Annotated in this window: 16 protein-coding genes and 7 pseudogenes; 10 read left to right on the forward strand and 13 right to left on the reverse strand. The window is 58.2% G+C overall.

The window, feature by feature from the left end; all coding sequences use genetic code 11:
* Positions 1-493: 493 nt before the first annotated feature.
* Complete coding sequence (locus ATB1_RS07740) at positions 494-1,441, reverse strand: hypothetical protein (protein WP_042663111.1); 948 nt, start codon at positions 1,439-1,441, stop codon at positions 494-496.
* A 226-nt stretch (positions 1,442-1,667) separates the two neighbouring features.
* On the opposite strand from ATB1_RS07740, the gene ATB1_RS07745 reads away from it, so the two are divergent.
* A complete protein-coding gene (locus tag ATB1_RS07745; RefSeq protein WP_042663114.1) occupies positions 1,668-2,015 on the forward strand; it encodes a helix-turn-helix domain-containing protein in 348 nt (115 codons plus the stop codon).
* A gap of 1 nt (position 2,016) precedes the next feature.
* Positions 2,017-2,340, forward strand: coding sequence for a hypothetical protein (locus ATB1_RS07750; protein WP_042663115.1), 324 nt, complete (start codon positions 2,017-2,019; stop codon positions 2,338-2,340).
* Between the two features lie 418 nt (positions 2,341-2,758).
* Here ATB1_RS07750 and ATB1_RS07755 read toward each other — a convergent pair whose 3' ends face one another.
* Positions 2,759-3,466 carry a hypothetical protein gene (locus ATB1_RS07755; RefSeq protein ID WP_052367872.1) on the reverse strand — a complete coding sequence of 236 codons (708 nt, stop codon included), beginning with the start codon at positions 3,464-3,466 and terminating at the stop codon, positions 2,759-2,761.
* Positions 3,467-3,891: 425 nt separating this feature from the next.
* On the opposite strand from ATB1_RS07755, the pseudogene ATB1_RS21490 reads away from it, so the two are divergent.
* The 3 genes and pseudogenes from ATB1_RS21490 to ATB1_RS07760 all read left to right on the forward strand — a co-directional run.
* Positions 3,892-3,954: pseudogene (locus tag ATB1_RS21490) on the forward strand (IS200/IS605 family transposase); the annotation flags it as partial.
* Between the two features lie 14 nt (positions 3,955-3,968).
* A pseudogene (locus ATB1_RS20530) lies at positions 3,969-4,314 on the forward strand (RNA-guided endonuclease InsQ/TnpB family protein); the annotation flags it as partial.
* Between the two features lie 94 nt (positions 4,315-4,408).
* Positions 4,409-5,263 (forward strand): MBL fold metallo-hydrolase, encoded by an 855-nt coding sequence (locus tag ATB1_RS07760; protein ID WP_042663117.1) that lies wholly within the window; start codon positions 4,409-4,411, stop codon positions 5,261-5,263.
* Between the two features lie 102 nt (positions 5,264-5,365).
* On the opposite strand, the gene ATB1_RS07765 is transcribed toward ATB1_RS07760, so the two are convergent.
* Positions 5,366-6,412 carry a PAS domain-containing sensor histidine kinase gene (locus ATB1_RS07765; protein ID WP_042663118.1) on the reverse strand — a complete coding sequence of 349 codons (1,047 nt, stop codon included), beginning with the start codon at positions 6,410-6,412 and terminating at the stop codon, positions 5,366-5,368.
* Between the two features lie 72 nt (positions 6,413-6,484).
* On the opposite strand from ATB1_RS07765, the pseudogene ATB1_RS24365 reads away from it, so the two are divergent.
* Positions 6,485-6,743 (forward strand): annotated as a pseudogene (locus tag ATB1_RS24365) (ABC transporter ATP-binding protein); the annotation flags it as partial.
* A gap of 55 nt (positions 6,744-6,798) precedes the next feature.
* Here the strand turns inward: ATB1_RS24365 and ATB1_RS23105 are convergent.
* From ATB1_RS23105 to ATB1_RS07785, 5 genes and pseudogenes are all read right to left on the reverse strand, one after another.
* Positions 6,799-7,119, reverse strand: a pseudogene (locus ATB1_RS23105) (Glu/Leu/Phe/Val dehydrogenase dimerization domain-containing protein); the annotation flags it as partial.
* A complete protein-coding gene (locus tag ATB1_RS21500) occupies positions 7,116-7,259 on the reverse strand; it encodes a rubrerythrin-like domain-containing protein (protein ID WP_128081438.1) in 144 nt (47 codons plus the stop codon). The gene ATB1_RS21500 and the pseudogene ATB1_RS23105, both read right to left, overlap by 4 nt.
* Positions 7,260-7,387: 128 nt before the next feature.
* On the reverse strand, positions 7,388-10,249 hold the full coding sequence (locus ATB1_RS07775) for a bacterio-opsin activator domain-containing protein (protein WP_042663121.1): 2,862 nt from the start codon (positions 10,247-10,249) through the stop codon (positions 7,388-7,390).
* Positions 10,250-10,545: 296 nt separating this feature from the next.
* Positions 10,546-10,971: a hypothetical protein gene (locus tag ATB1_RS07780; RefSeq protein ID WP_226908770.1), complete on the reverse strand. Its 426-nt coding sequence runs from the start codon at positions 10,969-10,971 to the stop codon at positions 10,546-10,548.
* Positions 10,972-11,037: 66 nt separating this feature from the next.
* Positions 11,038-11,694: an HD domain-containing protein gene (locus tag ATB1_RS07785; RefSeq protein WP_042663163.1), complete on the reverse strand. Its 657-nt coding sequence runs from the start codon at positions 11,692-11,694 to the stop codon at positions 11,038-11,040.
* Positions 11,695-12,971: 1,277 nt separating this feature from the next.
* Between ATB1_RS07785 and ATB1_RS20540 the strand changes: the two are divergent.
* Positions 12,972-13,652: pseudogene (locus ATB1_RS20540) on the forward strand (IS6 family transposase).
* Between the two features lie 614 nt (positions 13,653-14,266).
* On the opposite strand, the gene ATB1_RS21505 reads toward ATB1_RS20540, so the two are convergent.
* On the reverse strand, positions 14,267-14,719 hold the full coding sequence (locus tag ATB1_RS21505) for a hypothetical protein (RefSeq protein WP_052367874.1): 453 nt from the start codon (positions 14,717-14,719) through the stop codon (positions 14,267-14,269).
* A 282-nt stretch (positions 14,720-15,001) separates the two neighbouring features.
* On the opposite strand from ATB1_RS21505, the pseudogene ATB1_RS23110 reads away from it, so the two are divergent.
* A pseudogene (locus tag ATB1_RS23110) lies at positions 15,002-15,330 on the forward strand (transposase); the annotation flags it as partial.
* A gap of 712 nt (positions 15,331-16,042) precedes the next feature.
* Here ATB1_RS23110 and ATB1_RS07810 read toward each other — a convergent pair.
* Positions 16,043-16,705 (reverse strand): helix-turn-helix domain-containing protein, encoded by a 663-nt coding sequence (locus ATB1_RS07810; protein WP_042663126.1) that lies wholly within the window; start codon positions 16,703-16,705, stop codon positions 16,043-16,045.
* A 264-nt stretch (positions 16,706-16,969) separates the two neighbouring features.
* On the opposite strand from ATB1_RS07810, the gene ATB1_RS07815 reads away from it, so the two are divergent.
* Positions 16,970-17,734: an SDR family oxidoreductase gene (locus ATB1_RS07815; protein ID WP_082256337.1), complete on the forward strand. Its 765-nt coding sequence runs from the start codon at positions 16,970-16,972 to the stop codon at positions 17,732-17,734.
* Between the two features lie 125 nt (positions 17,735-17,859).
* Positions 17,860-18,783 carry a glycosyltransferase family 2 protein gene (locus tag ATB1_RS07820; RefSeq protein WP_042663127.1) on the forward strand — a complete coding sequence of 308 codons (924 nt, stop codon included), beginning with the start codon at positions 17,860-17,862 and terminating at the stop codon, positions 18,781-18,783.
* Between the two features lie 33 nt (positions 18,784-18,816).
* Here the strand turns inward: ATB1_RS07820 and ATB1_RS07825 are convergent, their stop codons facing one another.
* The 3 genes and pseudogenes from ATB1_RS07825 to ATB1_RS07830 all read right to left on the reverse strand — a co-directional run bounded on the left by ATB1_RS07825 (position 18,817) and on the right by ATB1_RS07830 (position 22,933).
* Positions 18,817-20,022 carry a threonine synthase gene (locus ATB1_RS07825; protein ID WP_349674954.1) on the reverse strand — a complete coding sequence of 402 codons (1,206 nt, stop codon included), beginning with the start codon at positions 20,020-20,022 and terminating at the stop codon, positions 18,817-18,819.
* 599 nt (positions 20,023-20,621) lie between these two features.
* Positions 20,622-21,046 (reverse strand): annotated as a pseudogene (locus tag ATB1_RS20550) (IS6 family transposase); the annotation flags it as partial.
* Between the two features lie 414 nt (positions 21,047-21,460).
* The gene (locus ATB1_RS07830) at positions 21,461-22,933 is read right to left on the reverse strand and encodes a family 43 glycosylhydrolase (RefSeq protein ID WP_042663129.1); all 1,473 of its coding nucleotides are present in this window, start codon (positions 22,931-22,933) and stop codon (positions 21,461-21,463) included.
* Positions 22,934-23,424: the final 491 nt, after the last annotated feature.

Consider the following 23,424-nt stretch of genomic DNA (forward strand, 5'->3'; position numbering starts at 1 on the left):
TCTGGTTAGTAAGCAACGTTGTCACGTGCAACAGTCACCCGTGAAATCGGGTCTACTGTTATACAACCAGAATCGCGGACGGCTATTGTACAGCGCGAATCTGTGGGAACATTCCAGCACGTTTCTCAACACAGTATCGATTGTTTGCAGGACTTCAATATATTATAAGTACGTATATTGTCGAAAGTATCCCGACACTGAGTAAAACCCGATATACAACGTCAGCTATTCGATTATTCTGGATTAGCCCACTGGCGGCATAACCAAACACGATGGCAATTACAGATAGAAGAAGTTGCCAGTTCGGGATCATGACATTGTGAATTTCTCACGTGTTGCAGCTACAAGCCTGTTTGCACTCCGACACCCCCCGAATACAGTCCATTCGTCAGTCACCACACCGCCGGACAGCGGTGTGTACTCGACGCAATAGGTGTCAGCCGCGTCGTCGCCGACGGCTCGAACACCCGCTCGTCGAGCGCTCTCTATCAGTTCACTCGACCGCGTTCTTTGTTGCTCCCTCGCCAGAGAGCTTTGAATCCTCTGTCCCACCAGCCCAGTAGTCGTCTAGCGGACCGTCAACACCGGTTAGTTGGATCCACGCCTGCGAGGTAATACCGAGAATGACGATCGAGATGACCGAAGACTCCACCGAGAGTGCCACCTGAGTGAGTAAGAAGGTCGGTGAACTGAACGTCGCATCCGGCATGACCTGTCCGAGAAACATACTGAACGCTATATTGATTCCGTAGGGAACGATGAGGGCTGCACCCAGTCGGAGGCGGTTCCCAGCGACGGTGCGCCAACTTTGGACGAATGCCGTCGGGACTGTCGCGTCGCGAACGGCGATCTCTTGGTCGACAAACGCAAACGTCAACAGGACGACCCCGACTGGCAGCAGAACCACCAATATCGCTGGAACAACGAGGATAGGTGTGTACCACGCACCGACGAGTGTCGTCTGCAGTGATTCGGGAAGCACGGTGAAGACCCCGATAGCCCCGAGGACGACGACTATCATGACGAGGAATACCAGAACGAACATGGCCAGCACCCTGAGTAGCGTGGCGATGAACAGCCGCAGTGTCGCCCATCCAAGATTTCGAAACACCAGCTGTTCCGGGAGGTGATCGCGTCCGTCGTCGACGAGCGAGCGAACCGCAACGATCTGTATCGGTACCGTCAGCACGCCCCCAGTGAGCCCGCCGAGGAGTGCGGCGCTCGCTGATACCAGCGACGGGAGGGCCGTCCCGGGTGCCGGCGTCCCTGGTGGTGACGCCGCTCCTGGCATCCCGAGCGGGACGTACGTGGTCGCCAACAGCCAGACAAACACGCTTTGGAGAACGGTTGCAACGAAGAAGGTCGTCATGAGGAGCGCGCCATTTCGCGTGAGAACGCGTCCGAGTCCGTCGGACACGATCTGTCGGACGTGGAGGACCATGCACCGCGATTCTTCGTGCCGTGAGTTCAAACCCAGGGGTGCTTTTCTGGTTCGGAAAATATCGCGTGCGGGGGGTGCAGGCCCGGGGCTTGGAGCAATGGCAGGAGGGCCGGTACGGGGACCGGCACGTGGGACGATGACAGCGAGACGCTAAATTGGGGCCGTCGACTTTCTGGTTTGGAAAAAGAGTAGAGGGTATTAATTACTCCGCCCTGAAGTATCCGACGTGAGTGAGGATCCCTCCACCGAGGAAATCTTCGCGCTCCTCGATGACGAGTACGCGCGTGCAATCCTCGCTCAGACGAGCATCGAACCGATGTCCGCCAAAACCTTGAGCGATCGATGTGATGCCTCCCTGCCCACGATATACCGGCGCACGGAGAGGCTCATCAACTGTGACTTACTCGCAGAACGGACCGAAATCGGTGAGAACGGCCACCACTACAGCATCTTTGAGGCACGACTCGACAGTCTCACCGTCGAAGTGGACGAGGGAGACATCTCAGTGAGTCTCGACACGGGGCGGGCCGAAGACCCGGCCGACCGCTTCACCGACCTCTGGGAGGGAATCTGAGATGGTTCAACCCAGCATGGACCTGTACGTGAACTACCTCGTGTTGCTGGCGGTGACGTTGCTGGCGTTGGTTCTCAGCCTTGCCATCGTCTTTCAAGCCTACCGCGGGTACCGACGCAATCGAAGCCAGCCGATGCTGTGGCTCGCGGTCGGACTGGTCCTCCTCACGGTCGTGCCGTTCGTGGTATCGTTGACGGTCGCATCGGCCGGAACCGCGCTCGGGTTCGGCCCGGTTGTGTACACGTACTACGCCCCCATACTGAACAGACTCATCGAAGTCGTCGGGCTGGTCTGTATCCTCTATTCGCTTTATAGCCGATCCTGAGCCGCTGCTATCGATTCGAGTTCCGCTCGATAGTGCCTGTAGTCGCGGAGATGTGGCGTCGTTGTATCCACCAACAGGTGATACTCCCGGAAGTCGTCCGACAGACAGAGAACGTGTCTCTTGAGAGATTTGTCTCAGTTATAGACAGTACGAGACGGCCACGTCAACGGAAAGAACACAATCGCAACGATAGCCGCCGGTGGAAAGAGAACGAAGAAAGCAAACACCTTCCATGAAATGGCAACGTCGCGGGACACGGCCAAAGTTCGTTCGTCGCAATACACATCTTGCGGCCGATGCGCGCTTTCGAGACAGGAAATCCGTCGAAACCGCTACGCTGAGAAGATCAATAATCTGTTCCACCAGACGGGAACAGAGTTCTTGAGGGCGAACGAACGGCTGCGTAGTGCGCCGTAGTTCACCCGGTCAGTTCGTCGTAGACGGCGACGGAAAACGTGAGCATGAACGCCGACGCGACGCTACCGATGACCGCCGCGAGGACCCCCACGACGATGAGTAGGGGCGTCGAGAGCGTCGGCAGGCCAGCCGTCGAAGCAGCCTCGGGACTAGCCAAGAGCGAGACGCCGGCGTAGACACCGCCGGAAAGCGCGCCGATGACCATTGTGAGAAGCATGTAACCGAACGTCGCCAGAAGGTTCTCCCGGACGACGCGATAACTCCGCTTGAACGAGTCGATTGCGGACGCACCGTCGATGACGATGGCCTGGCCGTAGAACTGGACGAAGAACGCCACGGCGAGATACAGGAACCCCGCAATGGCCACCAGACCGATAAACACCGTCCCGATGGAGCCGTGAGCCAGGAACGCCCCGAAGCCAGCCGCAACGCCGACTGCACCGATGACACCGTTGACGACGAGCAAGAGTACGTAGGCGATCAGCAACGAGAGATAGTTGGCCTTCCCGTCGGCGATGAAACGTGATAGCGAGCTGCGGGTGGTAAGGGCCTCGTCCGCCATCCCGAACATGCCGCCCTGGATGAAGGGTGTCACGAGGAGGAGAACTGCGGAGATGCCCAACGAGTAGAACGTCGAGATGAGTGGGTACGACGACTGCAACAGCAGTTGGGGTACTAGCAGCACGAACACGATCAGTTGTGGGACCAACAGACCCGGAGCACGCTTGAGCGCACCCGGTGTCCGTCTGAGGGCTTGGAGGACTCCCATGGGTGAGAGAAAGAGGCCCGATGGTATAACCGCCAACGCTGGTTTTCTGGCTCAGAAAATAAGTCATCAGTGCCGTTGTTTCGAGGGAGGAGAGCGCCACCGAGGAGGAAGGTGAACGGTCTCGACGTGAGTACTGTCACATGATACGGTTCAGTTTAGCTGAATTGAGGCGCTAAGCCCCCTTCCTCAGCGAGCGCCGACCGAATGGGAGGCGCGATCGGGGGGATACAGCGTTCACAAGAGCAGAGCTCTTGTGTGCGGACGAGACGCAAGCGTCTCGTCAACGCTGCACAGTTCTCATACACAATTCGGTGGCAAGCCCACAGGCCCGCGCAGTCGGAGTGTCTATGCAGTAGGGTATTATTGACCGAACCCAATTCATTCACGAGGTCATCAGCGGGTTCACGGACAACTATGGTGTCGAGCTTGTAGGCAACTGTGGCAACACGGGTCGAACAACTACAGGAAACAACGGCGTCGGGTTGCGGAGTATCATGCGGACCTCCGACGGAAGCGCCGTGACGTCTTGCACAAGCTCTCGAACTGCTACGCTCGGGAGTACGACCTCGTGGCGGTTGAGGACTTGAACGTGAGGGGGATGATGGAGTCGCCGTTGAACAGCCGCAACACCGCCTCTGCCGCGTGGCGGACGTTCCTCTCGCTACTGGAATAAGTGCGAGCGCGAGGGGACGCACTTCGTAGCGGTCAACCCGAGAGGGACGACGAAAGAGTGTGCGTCACGTGGCGTCTCGACGGAGAAGCCGTTGTTCGGGTCAGCATCGGGGTGCGTGTTCGCCGCGCCGGAAGTTTTTACAGGTCCCGTGCGGACCGCTGTCACATGTACGATCACGGCGAACCCGGCAGCGCGGCGCGGAGCGTACGATGACGATTACGAGCGACTGGGGCGAATGGTGGGCCCGGGAGGAACTCAACGGCGTCGACGTCGAGGAAGGGGTCTCGCTGTGGTATCTCGGGGTCGCCGGCTGGGCGATACGGACGCCGGAGACCGCCATCTACATCGACCCCTACTTCAGTACCGAGCGGGACCGCGAGTACGTCGCGCGGATGTCGCCGGTGCCGATGGAGCCGCAGTGGGCGGACGCCTGCGACGCGGTCTTCTGCACCCACGACCACCGCGACCACTTCTGGCCGCCCTCGTTCGGGCCGCTCCTCGACCACGGCGGCTCCGTCCACGCGCCCGCCGAGTGTTACGAGAACTTCGACGTGAGCGCAATCGACGAGGCGAAGCGGACGGTCGTCGAACCCGGCGACAGCTACGAGGTCGGCGACCTCACGGTTCACGTCAGAGGCGGGTACGACCCGGACGCGGACGGCACGGTGACGTACGTTATCGAGCACGAGACGGGCACCGTCTTTCACGGCGGCGACAACCGACCCTGTGAGGCGTTCCACGAGACCGGTTCGGAGTTCGACATCGACCTCGGAATGCTATCTTACGGCACCGACGCCCGCCTCGTCGAAGACGGCGAGGTCGTCACGCGCAAACTCTACAACGACGCGGACGAGATCGTCGAGGCCGCGAACGCGCTCGGCATCGACCGCCTGATTCCCGAGCACTGGCGGCGCTGGCGGTCGATTCACGCCGACCCCGGCGCACTCTCGAAGGCCGCGACGACGTTCGAGTACCCGCACGTGATCGAGGAGGTCGAAGTCGGTGATCGCTTCCGACTCGGCCGGCCGGGTGTCGTCCCACCGGCGCGCCTCGGCGGTGAGTGAATCTCCAGCCCGTCACCGCCTTCTTCTGCCCTCACGGCGACGTCGCGCGGCGTCCCCACCCCAAGGGCGATGTCGTACTGTACCACAGAAACCGCAGTCGAGTCAGTCGGCGCGCGGGAGTTCGACGACGAAGACGGCCCCCGTCGGTTCGTTGTCTTCGGCCCGGACCGACCCGCCGTACTGCGTGACCAGAGTGTCGACGAGGTAGAGCCCGAGGCCCGTCCCGGGGCTCCCGAGGCCTCGCTCTCCTTTCCCGAACGCGACGTCTTTCTTGTCGTCGGGGATTCCCGGCCCGTTGTCTGCGATTCGAATCTCGACGTCGTCCGCTCGGGCCGTACACGAGACCTCGACGCGAGGCGCGTCCTTGTCGTTGTGTTGGACGGCGTTGTTCAGGAGGTTCCGAAACACGGAACTGAGCATGCTATTCCCGGCGACCTCGACGTCGGGGAGCGTTCCCTCGACTACGAACGCCGCCTCCGGGAAAGACTCCTCGCGAAGTGATAGCTCGGTTTCGAGGACCGAGCGAAGCGGGACCGACTCGACGGTGAGACTGTCGTTCGATGCGATCGTATCCACGTAGTCGCGCGCGACCTCGGTGAGTTCGACGACGTGCTCACCGCTGTCGAGGATTTTCTGGAGGTACTGGCTCCCGCCGGCATCGACGTGGTCTTCGAGCATCTCGGCCCAGCCGAGTACGATTCCCATATCGTTGCGGATGTCGTGGCGGACGATTCGGTTCAGCAGTTCGAGTTCTCGCTCCCGGCGTTTCTGCTCCGTGATGTCCGTACAGATACCGACGACCTCCGAGACGTCGCCATCGTCATCGCGGAGGAGCACCTGTCGCGTCAGCACCCAGCGAACCGACCCGTCTGGTCGGACGACACGACCCTCGTACGCCTCGTCGTGGGCCCCTTGGGCCGAGGCCTCGATGTTCCGTCGCACCCGGTCGCGGTCTTCTGGATGGATGCCGTCGAGCAACCGCGTGACGTCATCCACGACGTCATCGGGGGGAATCCCCCAGATGGCTTCGAAGCCGGCACTGATGTAGTCGAACTCGCCGGGGGTGGACACCGTCCAAAGCGCGACTCCGTCAAGCTGGTCGAACAGGTCCCGGAAATCGCGCCGGCGGCCGAGCGAGCTGTTACTCATGCGGTGCTGTTTCGGGCCGAGTCGAATAAGTACCGGTCCCGGAGTAGACGGCGGAGTAACCGGCGTCAAAGTCACAACGAGCCGGCGAACCTGTTCGTCGCGGGCCTCATCGGCTCACTCGATAAAATTCGCCGAGGCGACGGTCACAGAAGACTCGCTTTCGACGGCGAACTTCTCGCTCGCGTTCGATCCGGCGTCTATCGGGGCTGTCGACGTGGATGGCGAGGTAACCGTCGGAATTCGTCCCGAAGATATCTATCCCGGCGGAACGCGCGTCGAAGTGGAAGGCCCTTCTTCGCTCATTTCCACGCGCGTCGATATCCTCGAACCGACGGCCCCCGTATCCGGGGCGGAGATGTCTCGGTTGACCCGATAACGGCGCATTACCAGGCCATCCACGTGCCGAGGCCGACACACTCGTCGCTGGTCACGCGGGGTAATACCGAATCCCATCTTTATACGGACCTCTAACACTGTCGCGCTGAGCGCGGTAGCCCGTGAACACTTCGGCCGTCCAGTCGCTCGATGGGGATTGCCACCTCGTGGACCTTCTTAGGATAGCTGAGCCGTTCGACGATGTGCGGGTTAATATCGAGATGGTTGGCAGCATGATGCCGCTGGCGGCGGGCGGTTTCGAGTGCCGATTCCGATTCAGTCTAATCTCCCGACTCGTCGTGGACCGTGTCGGATTTCGATGTTATAGTCATTCGAGCGGCATTCGTCGGTTTCGTATCGGGCCGCTACAGTCGGGACACTGGCCCGGGCTATCCTCCGCGATGATGATCTTTCCGCACTCGAAGCACTCGTAGGGCGCTTCTTCGTCTGATTCAGTGTCGACATCTCTCATTGTGAGTTCACGAGTACCTGCTGGGAATCGGTACTCTGTCTGGGAGTAATAGGTGTATAAGGGAATATCTGGTTGTTAATTACCCAACGACCTCTAAAAGACATGGTTAGTTATTCAACCCCCTCAGGTCACGGAATTGAGACGTTGTTCTCCTCGAAGAGCGTTTCGAACAGTTTGCGCTGGACGGTCCGGGAGTGTTTATAAAACGCCGGCGGGGAGATTCCGAGTGTCTCCGCAACATCCTCGCCCGTGTTCTCGCGTGGTGACTCGAAGAATCCGCTGTAGTATGCCGTCTGAATGACTTCGAGTTGCCGCGAAGTCAGCTTCTCAAGGAACTTCGAGTACAAGTCGCGTTCCAAGGACTGATCCAGAGCCTGCTTCGAACGGAGTTCGACAGTGGAGAACGTGTCCCGGACGAGTTGTGTGATCGTCCGGACGTCGATACCATCCGGGATGTCGATGATGAGGGTCGTGGACGTCTGGTCGGTAGTCGCCTCGCGGAAGACGGCACCATGATCGGCCAGTTCCAGGGCAAGAAACGGCTGTGTGAGCCGAAGCCGTAGCACACCCTCCTCACCATCCACACTAATCTGTTGGACCTCATCAACCCCGACCAACTTCGAGGCAGCGTCGGCAACGGCAGTTACCGCTCCGTCGTCGACAGTCACAAACACGTAGCTTCCCTCTGTGGATTGCTGGACGCCACCCTGATACGAGAGTGTACACTCTGAATCTTGAGCGAGCCTTGAGAGGATGAATGACGAATCATCGATATCGAACTCGACACGCGTCATCGACGTCGTGAGCAGTGCATTCTTTCGTTCGATAGCACTGAGCGCAGACGCAATGGTCTCGCCGAGTTCAGCAAGGACAGCTTTCGTCGTGTCGTCGAACGCGCCTTGACGCGGTGCGTAGACAGTCAACACCCCGTATGTGAGGTCATTGTAGACGAGAGGGATACTCAATACGGAAAGGTAGTCACGAGCGAGTGCGGCCTTCCGCCACGGATCCTCACGGAGCCTGGCAGCGACGTTTGTCACCATCGTCACGTCGCCAGTGGCCGCGGTTTGGCCGGCTGGCTCTGCACCTGGCTCGCCGATGGCGAATGATTGGCTATCCAGATACCCCTGTTCGTTGCCTGCCCAGGCCCGTGGCTCGACGGTGTCGGTTATCCGGTCAATCGTGCCGATCCAGGCGAACCAGAACCGGTCCTCACCGGTCAACCGCTCGCAGACCGTATGATCGATTTCCTCTCTCGTCTCGGCTTGCACGAGCGCTTGATCGATCTCTCGAATGGTCTCGTTGATGCGATTCAGCGCGGTGAGCTGTTCGTTTTGCTCCTGAAGTGTGCGATCTTGCTTTCGAAGTCTGGACTCCCGTGTGACGCGGTCCAGGGCCGCCTCAGCGGTTGCAGCGAGAAGGTCTGCCAGTTCCCGGGCTACGTCGTCGAAAACGCCGACTCGGTCCGAGCCAGCGACGAACACGCCGTGGTTGCCGAGTGGAATGTAGGCTGTACTGCGAAGGTCAGTCGCCCGGTTTTCGAGCCGGTCTGCCCCGTGAACGTCGTCGAAGAACAGCGCTTCATCCTCGACGAAACTATAACTCGGTAGCGTTTCGCCGTCGGCGTGAACGATGGGGAGCGGACCGTTGAGCTCTTTCATCGTCGCCGAGCGGGCCGCGGGTTGGAGTTCATTGGCATCGGCATCGAAGAGATAGACCGCACTCGCATCCAGATCGAGAACGCCGGGTGTGCCGTCGACGACATGCTGGGCAATCTCTTGGTGCGTTTCGGCGTACAGGAAATCACGGGCGGTCTCTTGGAGGGTTGCGAGCGCCTCCTCGCGTTGCTTGCGTTTCGTGATATCCCGACAGCTAAACAGGAGCGTCCCGTCCTGAATCGAGACTTCACGAACATTGACGAGGAGGGTGTGCTCGCGACCCGCCTTGTCTGTCGCAGTCGTCTCGATGTTCTTGAGAACTCCGTCCTCTGCGAGCTCCTTACGGTCGAAGAGATCCGCACCGAGGAGATCGTCGATCGTCCTTTGCTCGTGGATTTCTTCGGCCGTATAGCCGAAAATAAAGTGGACGTTGGGACAGACGTAGGTGTACTCGCCGTCTTCGTTCGTGATGAGAACCGTATCGGTCATATTGTTGAGCGTGACACGATGGAGCTCCTCCGATTGACGGAGGTCGCGTTCGAGATCGACACGCGCAGTGATGTCGACGCCCTCGACGACGATCGAGACGATGTCACCACACTCGTTCTCGACTGGGTGTACGGAGAGATCGATGACGCGTGGATCCTCGACGTGTGGTGGCTGTGTGACGACGGCATTGCCGAGTTTCCCACCGAGTCCGTTCTCCACGATTTGTTGTACATCCGCGTTCGTTGAATCGGGGGCCGCCCACCACGGAAGCGTCCAGAAGGGTTCTCCAACAATCGTTTCAACGTCTGCTTCGACCATCTCTCGTGCCGTTTCGTTCACGCGGGCGAGTGAACCATCCAGATCAAGTACCCACGTCGCGGTCCGCGAATCGTTGAACATCGCGTCGAACTGTCTGGCCCGTTCCTGTTTCGTGGCCGACCGCTGTACAGTTCGGATGGCGCGTTCAGTTCGTTCGATGAGGTCATCTGCCGTCTGTTCTATCGGGTCTGTGAGTGCGACGTAATCGGTGACACCGGCTTTTATTGCCTCACTAGCGAGGGTTTCGCTCCCTGCGGCGGTACAGAGTAATACTGGAAGCGTTCTGGTTTCAGTCCGGATGTCTCTGAGAAGTTCGAGTCCGGTTGCCTCTTCGAGTACGTACTCGCTGATGAGACAGTCAGTGGTCCGCTCTCGGACCATTTCAAGCGCTTCTACCTTGGTGCCAACTGTCCGTACCGTTGCGTCAGTCCGAGACTCAAGCGTCGCGGCGAAACGCGTGAGCCAGTCGTCAGTACCGACGAGTAACACAGTCGACGAATCGGTGATAGGAAAGGAAGTGACCATTATTTGTCCATAAGGCTACAGTACACAGTCATCTCGGTGCCAATTCGGACTCGCTCCCCGTCCCGCTTCGGGCCTAGGTCGGAACGCTCGCACATAGCTAATTAACTATCAAACTGGGAGAGTACAAAATGGTTCGTTATGTAACCCCAATGGGTATGGGGGCGGTACGTAATATGCTAAGACGCTCTCTGGAACGATTCTCTCAGTTCAGGTTGATCTCCAGCGCGAGGACCAAGGTTGTGAAATCCCTCTGAAGTTGAGCCGAATCGGTGCTGAATCGGCGGCGGGTGTATCTATCAGTTACCCCCCACCAGCGCCTCGGCTGTTTCCTCAGCGAGAGCCGTCACTAGCTCGTCTGCTGGTTGCAGTTCTTGGGTTAACCCGACACTCTGACCCGCATAGAGCGGTAATTCCCCTACATCTCCGCTCATATCGGGGACTGCAAGTGAATCCTCATACCGCCGTACCGGATTCCCATCATCTGTTTCCGCGACAACGTCTCCCTCTCCCGGTCGGTCCATCGCAGGTTGTTCTGCCGCCTTCCATTCTGCGACAGTCTCGTTTTCGAGTACCCGGTGCGGCACGGCTGGCCATCCTTCGTCGAACAGTGTCGAGTGAACTGTGTCAGTCTCTTCCGCATCAATCACCCTTCCGATCGGTGCTTGAACAGTGGGAACATCAAGGCCGAGCGCATCGATAAGAGATGTCTTCAGTCGGGGCATCACAAATCTGGAATAAGTCGCGTATTGGTTCTTGGCTCTGATGCTGAATACAGCTCCTTTACTGTTCTACGCCCTCGTGGTTTCGAGGGCGAACTGTTCGAAAAAGCCCTTCATAAAATCCCACCGGGACGCTCCAAGGCGTCGGCCTTGTTCAGTATATAACGCGTCAAGTCGCTCGCGTGCCCATTCACGTACGAGTTCGATATCCGGTAAGTCGGCGTATTCTGTACTGAACGTGGATGCGTCATCGATAACGGCATACTGATCGCCAGTACGCCCCGAGCGTTCGCCGACGATACAGGCGAGTCGAATGAGTCCGACTGCACCGGTCGCATCGAGCTTATCAGCATCGAAGAGAAGCTTTGCTTCGATCGTTTCTGGGTCAGGAGAGCTTGCTCGGATGCTGTGTGCTCGGAGGCAGTGTTCGATGGCTGAAATCTGGTCAGCCCTCACGCCTTCAGCTTCAAGCAAGTTTGTGGTTTCGTTAGCTGCCCATCTGTCGTGGTCATCGATCTCTCCGACACGTTCGAGTGGCCGTCCGATATCGTGAAACCACGCAGCTGCTGCGAGTACGTCTCTATCAACACTTTCGGGGTGCTTGTCCGCGAGCTGTTGTGAGACATCGTGTACGCGCTTGGCATGGAAAATATCGTGTGCGGGGAAGGCGGCCTCGTAATATGCGCGCGATAATTCTCGGGCAAGTGGACCTAGTTCGGAGGGCATATTCTCAAAAGTCACCGCAGGTCGCTTATCCATTATGGACGACACGTCTATCCGAACAGCTGGTTCAGGGCTAACCGGGTTCTTATCTGTTCGAACAGCGAGCGACCAGTGGATCGACATCCACTCCAGAAATTCGGAGCGTCCGCTCGCTGGTGTCACGGCGACACCACGGCGGCATCTTGCAGGTCTGTGCGCTATTCGTCGTGAGCCACCGTACCCCGACGGGATACCATTGGTGGTCGTCCCACTGGAACCGCACGGGCCGTGCCGTCGGTCTGAGCCGAACGGGTGTGTGACCGGATCGGCCTTCTCGCCGGTGGAGAACCTGTAGCTGAGGTCACACCCACACAAGTACGGGAACAAGCCGGCGTCACCTCAGAGTTGTTTCTCTCATTTAGAAATGTGAGTAGTGTACACAAGAACTACTCAGACGGGCACAAACAGTTGGCGGCATGACGATTGGCCGAGTTCGATGATCGGAAGCGGCTACATGGCCTGTCGAGACTCAGGTGTTCAGATAACGGTCCTCCATGCCCTCGAGATCGTCGCGTCTATCTCCACGTTTAATGTGAATCGCGCAACAATTGAAGATGCCTTCGTTGCGATATCTGAGATACTTAATAAGAGATACCGACTCTGTTGAGATGATCTGCTGCTGATCGTTTGTTGAGGTCGTACTGAGAATAGGGCCGATGCGGTTTGTAAATGGCTCGACGGCTTTCTCGCGGCACTCAGAAGGCGTTGAGTGCGAGTATACACGATCAGCTATGAAACTTTTGTAGGGGTCATGTCTCCTGTAGGGTACGTTTTGTCAACCAGTATGCAAGCGGGATACAACACAAGAATGCTGCTGGCCACACGATCATTTGGGTCACTGGGTCTGCGGGAAATGCAATCGTACTCATGGTAAGTCCTCCAAGTCCGCTGAGAGCGATAGCTCCAGCGTAATTCTCCCGGCGAGACCGAGGACGAGTTCGATCGTGTCGGGGACGCCACCAGATTATGTAGTATAGGAGCACAATGCCTGTGAGTGGTGCAATACTCCAAGCAAAAGGGTGAGAACTGCCGTGACCCCGTGCATCAGATATTACCCAGATAACTGCGGCGACTAATACAGCCATCTGAAGTAGGGTTCCAAGGCTGAGTAGTAGGGGACCAGCAGGGGACATATCGAATCATTTTATTTCTCAGTTGTATTCTTTTTGATACTTGATTTCAACTGGCACTGTCTAGTTAAGCCAGTTTGAGGAACGAGCAGGTCGTTGAGTGTGTTTGGGATGAAGCTCGCAGACCTGCTCAGCGAGTGCTTTGCGACGGATTTAGAAGAAACTTGGGAGCGTGAGCGGACAGCGACGCCCGTTAGGGCGTTCGCTGTCCAGCTCCACGCGACCGGATATTCGCTCAGAGAAACAAAACAGATTCTTCGATATCTCGGCGTTGAACGGTCTCATCAAGCTGTTTGGCAGTGAGTATATCGACTGGCTGACAGCGGTCACAACCCGCCTGAGGCAACGCCGAAGCGGGTTGCGGTCGACGAGACCGCTGTCAAAATCAATGGCGAGTGGTCTTGGTTGTACGCTGCAATAGACATCGAGACAAAGCTGATTCTTGACGTCGAATTGTTTGGACGACATGGTACCGATCCGGCTGCTGCGTTTCTCCATCGACTCTCGGAGAAACACGATCTCTCAGATGCTGTGTTTCTCGTTGATAGCTACGGATATCAGACTGCCCTCTCTCGATTAGGATTGAGCGGTCGGCTTGACTACGTCGAGAGAATCCTCATCGAAAAATGGTTTCACACCCTCAAAATGCGAGTCGACCGCTTCCATAATTCGTGGGTGGGCAGTCACGGAAGCGTCCGCGAGTGGTTCATACAATTTGTGCAATACTACAATTTTCAGAGACCGCATCAAGCGCTCGATGGGCGAACACCGGTTGAGGAGGTCACTAACTAGACAGTGCCAACAGAGCTGAATATTCATTATTCTTCCACTATGCTATACAAGGTTATACGACAAATCGTGAAGATGACAAATGAGAAAAATATAGCATTGCAGTCACATTTCACGATTATGATTGACTGGTTTACTAGTCAATATACCAACCCGCTGTCCGTAGCAATCATACTTGGACTCAGGTTTCTCTCATACTTTCTGTATTCCGGGCTTGTTGCCGCCGCCCGAGGGATAAAGTCAAAATTCACGATGATTAGTTTTTCGTTCGCAATATTATCTATCGCTATTACCTTCTCGGTCATTCATCCGGACGGGGTCTCAAAAGACTTCGCGCTCATTGATTTCCTTCTCCACTTTTCGTTTCCGATCATCGCCGGATACGCAGTTCCCTCAAACCCGTCCAATACTCGCTGGATTAGCTTTTCTATCTTACTGGCATCCACGTTTTTCTTCCTGACGTTGCTAATAGTGCTCTACGGCAGTGGTCCCTGACCATCGAGAGTATTCCCATACCCACTTCTATCAATGCGGTATTCGTTTTGACCCGAATCATAGGAAATTAGTACTGTGCACGGTTTACAGGTTTTCACCAGAATGCCCTATATGTCTATATGCTATTCAGAATCTGGAAGTGGGTGTTCGAAAAGCCGTTCGCCAGACTCCTCACAACTGACCGCGATGACCCTGTGAGAACTACAGCACGACTCGACGACTTCCTCGCCGAGTTGGATGTCGCCACCGGTCGTCGGGCACGTTTCGAGGAATATCCGCAAACTGTTGAGAATCGGTCCTCGTTCTTCTGCGTCGAAACTGTTCCATCCCGGGACCCACGATTGAAGGACACGGCTGGCTGCAATATCTGCGATAAGGGCTGCACGGGATGGCCACTGGCCAACCCATTCAGAGTCGGACTGAAGAATCTGCGCCTCGTCTTGCTCGATGAGTTCGAACGCCTCGTGCGTATCTGCCTCCATCCCGAAAGTCTCTGCGACCAGTTCTCCCGTGATGTCCGAGTCGAGTAGTGGGTCGGTCGCCGCAGTCCAATCTGCCTCGAACTCATCGGTCAAACAGAGGTCATCCGCGTCCGTACAGGGTTCAAGGATATTATGCCGCAAAAAGAAGGTCTCAAGTTCCTCTTCCGGAGAATCGGATTTTGACTCAACTGTGCGATCTGCACTACTTGTCGACTCATCGGTGACCGATGACGTGGTTTGAGTGGTTGACTGCGACTGGTTTTCTGACGGTGGCTGCGGCGCCGTGTTGCCGCCTCCAATACCAGTCGCTAACTCTGGCTCCGGGTCTTTTCCGAACCATCGGAGTACTAGTTAACCGAGGTTGGCTCATTCTAAACAAAAGGAGAGCGAACAGCGGTCTTTGCGATGAACTCCTCGGTCACTCCCAAGAAATCTGAGACGTTCCGCGGCCGCTACAGCCGTCACTGGCAGATTGAGAACGAGTACAAGAGCATCAACTACGACTTCTTGTCGAAGACCTCCTCGAAAGATCACCGCATGCGATTATTCTACTTCGAAGTCGTGGTGCTACCGCACAATATCTGGCGGCTCACCGATTTTCTGTTGAGGACCGGTGTCAGTGGTGAAATAGACACGCGCCCGCGATAACCGCAGGAGAATGCGTCGAGTTGGTCTCTTTGGCGTACTTCCACTTGATTAACTGAACGAACACATCGGCTTGCCTCTCATGGGCGGTGGCACCATCTCTGGGTGGAATATTTCAGATTATTTTTGTGAATCACAGGGTGATAACTGTAATTGACAGGTATTCTAGCTCTTCCTTCCCGTATCCGTGACTAGTCCGGCGTATAGAAACAATAAAATCCCCTATCCTCAGAAACTGTGGAGCGGCACAACCTCGGAGGATGGAATCGCTGTGTGCCCCTGTATTCTCTGTCTCGACTCCCGGAACCGCTGTTAAGTGACTACTGCGAATTCATCGTTGTAGATGAGTGGATTCAGAGCACATTTTTGAATTCCACGAGTGCAAACACGATAGCAACAGCTCCGAATAGTAGACCAGTCGTGCTTAAAAGCTGATTTCGTGGAACAACAGTCGTCTGTGAGACGACCGATAGAATCTCGTCGGCGTCCGCATCCTCAAAGTCCACGAGTTTCGGATCGACATCGCGGTCAGATATTGACTCGGTTGGCGATTTGAGGGCAGGAGCGAATTTATAAGTACGTGTGACTGACGCGGACGGAAATATAGAGTCCGCGGAGAGTCAAAGACGCCTTTGAGTCCCAGTGTGAGCGCGTCCCCAGCAGAGTCCGTCGCGGGGAGACGGCGCTTGGAACCGGAGCGGTTCGATTCGGGCGAGAAACCACGGTTGTGTTTAATTCGCACCAACGTAGCTGCCCGAAACATCGGCGGCTTCAGCGATCGCTGGTGCCGACGTGTAGCGACGAGAACACCGTCGCCTCGATCTTCCGGAGGTGCTCGCCGACGGTCGTCCCGGCGAGTCCGGTCGCCGCCGCGATCTCGTGGTGAGTCGCTTCGCGGGGTTCCCGGTAGTAGCCGAGGTCGATCGCCACCCGGAGTACCTCGCGCTGTCGCTCGGTCAGGCGGGAGACGACGTGGCGTGGGCCGGGTGTGTATCGTCCTGTGCGTTCGATTTCGATCCTGACACCCTCGGGCTGTTCGGTAAGTACGTCGGCGAAGGCCGCTTCTGTTCCGATGTAGGTCGCTCTAAGGCCGCCGTCGTCGGTGTACTCGACCGGCATCTCGATGAGGGACGATGATTCACGTCGGCCCTCCATGAGTGTCCTTGTCAGGTCGTCGGCCGCGTAGCGTGTGTACGAGAAAAAACCACCGTCGTCACCGGATATCGTAAACTCGATCACCTTAGACGACTCCGAGAGCACCCGACGGAGTCCCTCCACGTCGCCGCGCCCCTCGGCGAACATGGCGACGGTATCGTCGTCGAGGAGTTCCATGCGGTGGATAGCGCGATACTCAAGGTCAAGATTCATGACTCGCCGGTCGAGCCGGTTGATCCCGTCCTCGTCGGGGTAAGCCACGAGAGTGACACAGCGCATGCGTCACGATGGGTCGCCGCCCATAAAACCAGTGTTCATAAGCGTCCGTGGATCGCCGGCAGCACGCTCACCATCTCCGGGTGAAGAGATCTACCCGATGGAATTCGGAGACGCGATGAGAGAGACGGTAGACTCAGTTCCCGGCGAAATGACCGAGCGAGCGAACGTCCTCGGCGCTCGTCGGACTCGGTTCCACAACCACTGTGATGGCCCTGCGCTGAGGCGTGTAAACCGTTGCAGACGAGAAATCTGTTGGGTCCGTGTATGACAATACCCACCGACGAAGAGGTTATCGTTCTCACCGGTGCGAACGAAGGGATCGGCTATCACTTGCTGACGGCGCTTGCCGAGGAAGACCGTCTGATCGCTGCACTCGACGTGGCCGGGGACAACGTGCTTGACGCCCGAGACGACGTAACCGCTCGGGTTCGATACTACGAGTGCGACGTCACCGACACCGACGACGTGACCACGGCGGTGAACGACATCGTGGAGAGGTGGGGTCGGATCGACGTCGTGGTCAACAATGCGGGTGTCGCTCGAGCCGGGTTTTTCGAGTCACAGCCGATGGCTGAGACGCGTCGTGAGTTCGAGGTCAACTTCTTCGGCTATCAGCGTCTAATCCGGGCGGTCCTCCCGCACATGCGAGCGCAGGGGTCCGGTCTTATTCACAACATGTGCTCGGGGACAGCCGATACCGGACACCCCGGCCTGTCCGGGTACTCCGCGACCAAGGGTGCCGTCAAGGCGTTCGTCCGCTCGCTCCGGCTCGAACTCCGTGGCACGGGCGTCACCTGTACGTTGATGATTCCGCCGTCCACGAATACGGGGATGACCGCCGACATCGACTATCCCGAGTGGATGACGGTCGAACCCGAGGAAGTCGGCCGCAAACTGGCCGATAAGATTCACTCAGCCCGACCGGTAATCACACCCGACCTGACGACGCGAGTCGGGTTGGCGCTCACCCGCTGGTTCCCGTCGATCTGGCGGCGAATGACGGCTGGAATCGTCGGCAATTCGGAGTGACGACGCGTGGCTCGATGGCAATCGCCTGCGGGCGTGCGGCCGACGGGCTCCAGACGTTGTGCCCCATAAGCGTCCATGGATGGCCGGCAGCGGATTCATCGCCATCGGTGAGGAAGAATAACGACATGTCCGACCGACCGCCGACGAGCGTTCTCCTCCCGACCACGCGGTGGACCGACACATGCGCTGAGCTGGCCGCCCAACTTAACGATGGCGACGAGTTGTTGATTATTCACGATTGCCCGAACGACCCCGTCGCCGATCAGGCGCCCCACCACGAGAAAGTCCGATTCATCACTGCCGGTAAGCCGACGGGCTGTTCCGGGAAAGCCAATGCCATCGCTGCCGGGATGGGGGCGGCGCGCCATGACCGCCTCGTCTGGACGGACGACGACTATCATCACCCCCCAGACTGGCTGGCGACCCTCAACGCGGACTACGAATCCCACGGGCCGACCTCGGAAGTGCCGTACTTCATAGGACGGGACCCCTTGTCGGTGCTGCTCGAACCACTGTACGCCTCTGCTGGCTCGTTAGGTCTCTACCTCGGCAACCAGATCTGGGGCGGCGCAGTAATATTCAACCGGAACGACATCGACGAGGTCGCGTTCCTCGATGAGCTTCGGCGGACCGTCAGCGACGACGGTCTCCTCATGGAATACCTTGAGGTGACGACGGTCAGTCGAACGCGCATGGTTCCCATCGGAGGGACCGTCCGTGAGGCGATTGAGCGCCCGGTCCGATGGACACAAATTCTCCGGTGGCACTTTCCCAGTGCCATCGCCGGGACGTTGGCAATCTCACTGGTCGTCCTGACTGGTGCAATCATAGCCCCGCTCCCTACAGCGGCAGTCCTGACGGTGCTCCACCTCGCCATCAACGAAGTGTTAGGCGTCCGTCGGTGGACGGCCGTACTCGCCTACCCGGCGGTGTTCGTGTTCGTGCCCCTTCTTTTCTATGCGCTCATCCGTCGGACGTTCGTCTGGGGTGGTCGGCGATATCGCTGGCGTGGCAAGTTCGATGTAACTGTTGTCAAGAATCAACGTTAACTGACATATCTCTCTCGACCCGAACCACGAGCGCTACGGGGCGAGCAGCGATTCGAGCCGATCCCGAAGAGTGTCCCTGTGGACCGTCTCAGTCGCGACTTCACCCTCGCCGGTTCCCATCTCCTTGAACCCCGTCCCGGTCGGCACGAGGACGACGGACTCATCAGCGGCGATATCGCCGCGCTCCGCGAGGCGTGACACGCCTGCTAGCGTCGTCGCCGACGCCGGCTCGACGCAGAAACCGCCGTCGACGGCGAACCGGCGCTGAGCGGTCCGTATCTCGTCGTCGGTAACGGAGACGACGACGCCGTCAGTGTCGCGAACCGCGGCGAGGGCGCGAGCGCCGCTCGGCGGGTCCGGGTTACCGATCGAGTGAGCGATCGTATCGCCGGTCTCGTCGGGCGACAGCGGCGTCGGCTCCGTCTCTCCGGCCTCGAACGCCCGCGTTAGCGGGTCGGCTGTCGCGGTCTGGACGAGACACAGGCGCGGCGGCTCCGCAATCAGTCCCGCGCGCTCCAGGTCCCGGATTCCGAGCCATATCCCCGAAGCGAATCCACCGGAGCTCGCCGGTAGCGCGATCACGTCGGGCGCGGCCGGCGCGAGCGATTCGTAGATCTCGAACAGTGCCGTTTTGTACCCACTGACACGAGTTGGCGCGTCGCTCACGAGCACGTCGATCGGGAGGCGCTCGGACAGGTCGAGCGCGTCCCCGTACAGCTTCCCGTAGTCGCCGGCGACCTGTACGATAGTCGGCTCGTACTGAGCGATGAGCTCCAGCCGCACTGACGAGGTCCGCTCCGGGACGAACACGACGCACTCCCGATCGAGGCTCGCCGCGTGGGCAGCGGTGCTGATCGCCATGTTCCCGTACGAGACCGTGCCAACGACGTCGTCGCCGGTCGCGACCGTGTGAGGAACGGCCACCGCGCTCCCACGGTCCTTGTACGCACCAGTTGGATTCTCACCCTCGTCTTTGACGAACACCCGAGCGCCCGCGGCATCGTCGAGTCCGGGGCTCCTGACCAGGGGTGTGCCGCCTGCGGCCCGCGCGACGCCCTCGGGGCGATCGACCGGCAACAGCGCTTCGTACCGCCACATCCCACCCCGGTCTCGACAGTCGCCCCACGAGAATGCCGTCGGCTCCGTATCGACCCAGAGCGGCTCCCCGCAGTCACACCTGACCCGGGTGCCGTCGTCGTAGCGCTCCCCGCAACGATAACAGCTCAACGAGAGAGACATAGTGATGCTGCGGCGGCCGGAAACATATGCGTTCGCTTGCGGTTTCGAACCCCGACCCCTTATCTCGCCTGGAGCTCGTTGCGGAATCAACGCACGCCATCGGGTGGCTGGTGTGGGACGATACGGCTCGCACCGCTCGCCGCCCTCCGCTTGCTCACGGTTCGCGCTGCTCGCCGTTCGCATCGAGACGCTCTTTGCGGTCGCGTCTCGCTTCGCTCGCGACCGACCATCTCGGACTGTCGCGGTCTCGTTTCTCCGCCACTCGACCGCGTGTCGGGCTAAAGTGCATGCGCCCTCGACGCCAGCATTAATCATCAATAGTGCGACCACTCCAACTTGGAATCTTGGAGTGAACACTCCACTGTGTGGATATTCAAAAATGATATCGAGAGTGTGACTCTAGACAGTCACCTAGTGACAGATTTCGGATTTAAGAATACCTGGCTCTGTTGAAACCCACTTCGCGTCTGTCGAGTCGCTGAGAGGCTCGTTTCTAACCGAATCGACGAAATCCGGTTGGAAGAATAGCTCTTCTAATATCAACGTTGGCGAATTTCAACGGAGTCGAATGCCTATTTAGTGGTCTCATCTACGAGTATTTATCCACCGAGAGCTCGGCAAGGTCTTTGAATGTTGTATATTGTACAAACCATATGAAATAGTCGCGGGCGACACCATGGCTACCAACCCACGAATTATGGAAGCGGTCGGCTCGCATCTTGAGGGTGTGAAACCACTTTCGATGAGATTTCGCTCGATGTAGTCAAGTCGACCGATCACCCTAACTGAGAGAGAACAGCAGATATCCGTAGCTATCAACGAGAATCACCGCGTCTGAGAGATCGTGTTTCTCCGAGAGTCGATGGAGAAGCGCAGCAGTCGGATCAGTACCATGTCGTCCAAACAACTCGACGCCAAGAATTAGCTTTGTCTCGCTGTCTATTGCAGCGCACAACCAAGACCATTCGTCATTGATTTTGACAGTGGTTTCGTCGACCGCAACCCGCTTCGGCGCTGCCTCGGGATGGATTCGTGAACTTCAGACCTACCGACCCCGTCGAAGTACCAATCTGTGACACTTTTTAGAGGCCGTGCTGAACTTACAAGTCGGTCGTCATAGCCAGCGTCTCCGCACTAAGTGTAGGGGGTTTCAGTTCCTCGAATCGGGTATCAACGATAGAATATTTCTTGCCCAAACCACAACATCGACGCCTATCACTAAGATAGCAATCCCAAGTTGCTGAACCACTGCCCGTGGCGTATTAAAGCAGACGCGCCCGAGCGCCAGTAGTAGAGTGCGGGGCGGATTCCACGTTCGAAAAAGGTGCGTCGCTGCAACGACGAGACGCCGAACCGCGAGCCATGCCCAGCGACTGTCGTTGCAACGGGGTCAGAAGCTGCGTGCTGGCTTAGCGCCGTTGCGGTGTTGTCTTGCCGATCACCACGGGCGACCGTCCCAGAGGGGTTGGACGCCGCCGATGAAGTTGAAGTTCCATCGCTGCTGGTCCCCGCCGTTCCACGGCCACTGGACCACGTCGTCTCCGTCAGCGGTCCCGGCGTTGTACACCTCGGCTACATCACCAGTCGCGACGTTTTCGATGCGGTAGGTCCCATCACCGTTGTCGATGATGTTCCACTTCTGGGCGGCACCGGTGAACCACGGCCACTGCTGGAGACTCGCGCCGTCCGTGGTCGTCCCGTCCGGCACGTCGAGTGCGCGGTTGCTGTTCTCGTTGACGATGCGGTACTCGCCGCCACCGATGTACTCGACCCACCATCGCTGGCAGGTGCAGTCGTTCGCGGTCCACTGCCGAACGTTCGCCCCGTCGCTCGTGCTGGCATCTGCGACCTCCATCACTTTCCCGCTGTTGACGTTCTGGATCTCGTAGATGCCGTCGGCGAGGATGCCGCTGTCGTTGGTGTTCGGTTCGACCGACTGAAGACTGGGCGTCTTATCGCCGGCGATGACGGGCCAGTCGTCGTCTGTCCACTCGACGCGGTCGATGAAGAACTGCCGGGCCGGAACGCCGTCTACGTACTCCGGACCAGTACGGTCGTAGGCGTGATACACGAACCAATCCTGCCCGTTGTCGTCCGTGGTGATGTCTCCGTGGGCGGGCGCGACGAACCGACCGTTCGAGGTGAGTTGCGCGATGCCGGCGTTGTCGCTGTTGTAGCTCATCATGTCCGTTCCGGACACGTCGGTGTACGGCCCGAAGAAGTTCGTCGAGCGCCCGACTTCCACCTCGTAGGTGCTGCTGTAGCCGTTACAGCAGGTCCCGGTTGCGACAAACAGGTACCAGTAGCCGTTGCGGTAGAAGACCGTCGACCCCTCGTAGGCGTCACCGGCGACCTGTTGGAGCGTCCCCGGCTTCCAGTCCTGTAGGTCCGAGGTGAGCTCCACCAGATAGATTCCCTGGAAGCTCCCCCAGAACAGATACGGCGTGCCGTTGTAGTCGACGAAGTACCCGTCGATGGACCCGCCGCCGGCGTGGTCGTTGTCACCGATAATCTGGCCGTAGTCAGTGAAGGGGCCGTCCGGCGTGTCGGACTTCGCGAGGCCGATACCGAACTCACCGCTCTCCCACGGGCGGGGCGAAAGCGAGTAGAACATCACCCACTCTCCGTCGTAGTAGTGGATGTCCGGTGCCCAGATGGAGCCGTACGTCCAGCCCGGACGGGAGTCGAAGGCTTCCCCGACGTAGGTCCACTCGTGGAGGTTGTCAGAGCGCAGAATCGGGACGAGCAACTCGTCGGAGTCGCTGTTCCGATTCATGTTCGTTCCGTAGGCCCACCAGGTTCCGTCTCCCGCCCGATGAATCGTGGGGTCGGGGAAGTGAGGGCCGTACAGCGCGTTGTGGTAGTGTGTCGAATCGTCCGTCGTCGCGGAGACTGACCCGCTCCCCGCCAACTGCAAGAGTCGAGCCGAGAGCGCCGATACCGATGCTTTTCAAGACGTTCCGCCTGTTCACGCCACTGTCATCTTCTGGCATGCAACTGCCAAAATATAGGCACACATACATAATGCTTTTTGCTGTTATTGTCCGGCTCATCTCTTCTGGCTTCGGTTCTCGTTTTCTCAGCCGTAACGACAGGGGAACCGTTGCAAACCCGGCACTAGAGCCGAACCGGATTCTGGAGTCGGCCCGAACGTCGCAGAGCAAACAGTCGCGTCGGTATCCCCGGCTGTTCAACTCGATACCGTTCGCTGCTTCTCTCAACTGCAGTTCGGTCTGTTGTTCGGTCTGCTGTTCAGCCTGCCGTTCGGTCTTCTCACCGCGGCGCTGACCGAGCCGTCACAAATGTTACCAACAAGCATTATATACCCGCCATCTGTATGCTAGAAGACATGACTAAACGTCATGGCAGCAACAATATCGATAGACGGACAGTACTCAAATC

The sequence above is a fragment of the Haloferax sp. ATB1 genome (assembly GCF_000730175.1).

What these genes read in the sequence shown, in the direction of transcription:
- ATB1_RS07740 (WP_042663111.1), bottom strand. Translation starts at nt 1,441, where the DNA reads ATGGTCCTCCACGTCCGACAGATCGTGTCCGACGGACTCGGACGCGTT.
- ATB1_RS07750 (WP_042663115.1), top strand. Translation starts at nt 2,017, where the DNA reads ATGGTTCAACCCAGCATGGACCTGTACGTGAACTACCTCGTGTTGCTG.
- ATB1_RS07760 (WP_042663117.1), top strand. Translation starts at nt 4,409, where the DNA reads ATGACGATTACGAGCGACTGGGGCGAATGGTGGGCCCGGGAGGAACTC.
- ATB1_RS07765 (WP_042663118.1), bottom strand. Translation starts at nt 6,412, where the DNA reads ATGAGTAACAGCTCGCTCGGCCGCCGGCGCGATTTCCGGGACCTGTTC.
- ATB1_RS21500 (WP_128081438.1), bottom strand. Translation starts at nt 7,259, where the DNA reads ATGAGAGATGTCGACACTGAATCAGACGAAGAAGCGCCCTACGAGTGC.
- ATB1_RS07775 (WP_042663121.1), bottom strand. Translation starts at nt 10,249, where the DNA reads ATGGTCACTTCCTTTCCTATCACCGATTCGTCGACTGTGTTACTCGTC.
- ATB1_RS07780 (WP_226908770.1), bottom strand. Translation starts at nt 10,971, where the DNA reads ATGCCCCGACTGAAGACATCTCTTATCGATGCGCTCGGCCTTGATGTT.
- ATB1_RS07785 (WP_042663163.1), bottom strand. Translation starts at nt 11,694, where the DNA reads ATGCCCTCCGAACTAGGTCCACTTGCCCGAGAATTATCGCGCGCATAT.
- ATB1_RS07810 (WP_042663126.1), bottom strand. Translation starts at nt 16,705, where the DNA reads ATGCGCTGTGTCACTCTCGTGGCTTACCCCGACGAGGACGGGATCAAC.
- ATB1_RS07815 (WP_082256337.1), top strand. Translation starts at nt 16,970, where the DNA reads ATGACAATACCCACCGACGAAGAGGTTATCGTTCTCACCGGTGCGAAC.
- ATB1_RS07820 (WP_042663127.1), top strand. Translation starts at nt 17,860, where the DNA reads ATGTCCGACCGACCGCCGACGAGCGTTCTCCTCCCGACCACGCGGTGG.
- ATB1_RS07825 (WP_349674954.1), bottom strand. Translation starts at nt 20,022, where the DNA reads ATGTCTCTCTCGTTGAGCTGTTATCGTTGCGGGGAGCGCTACGACGAC.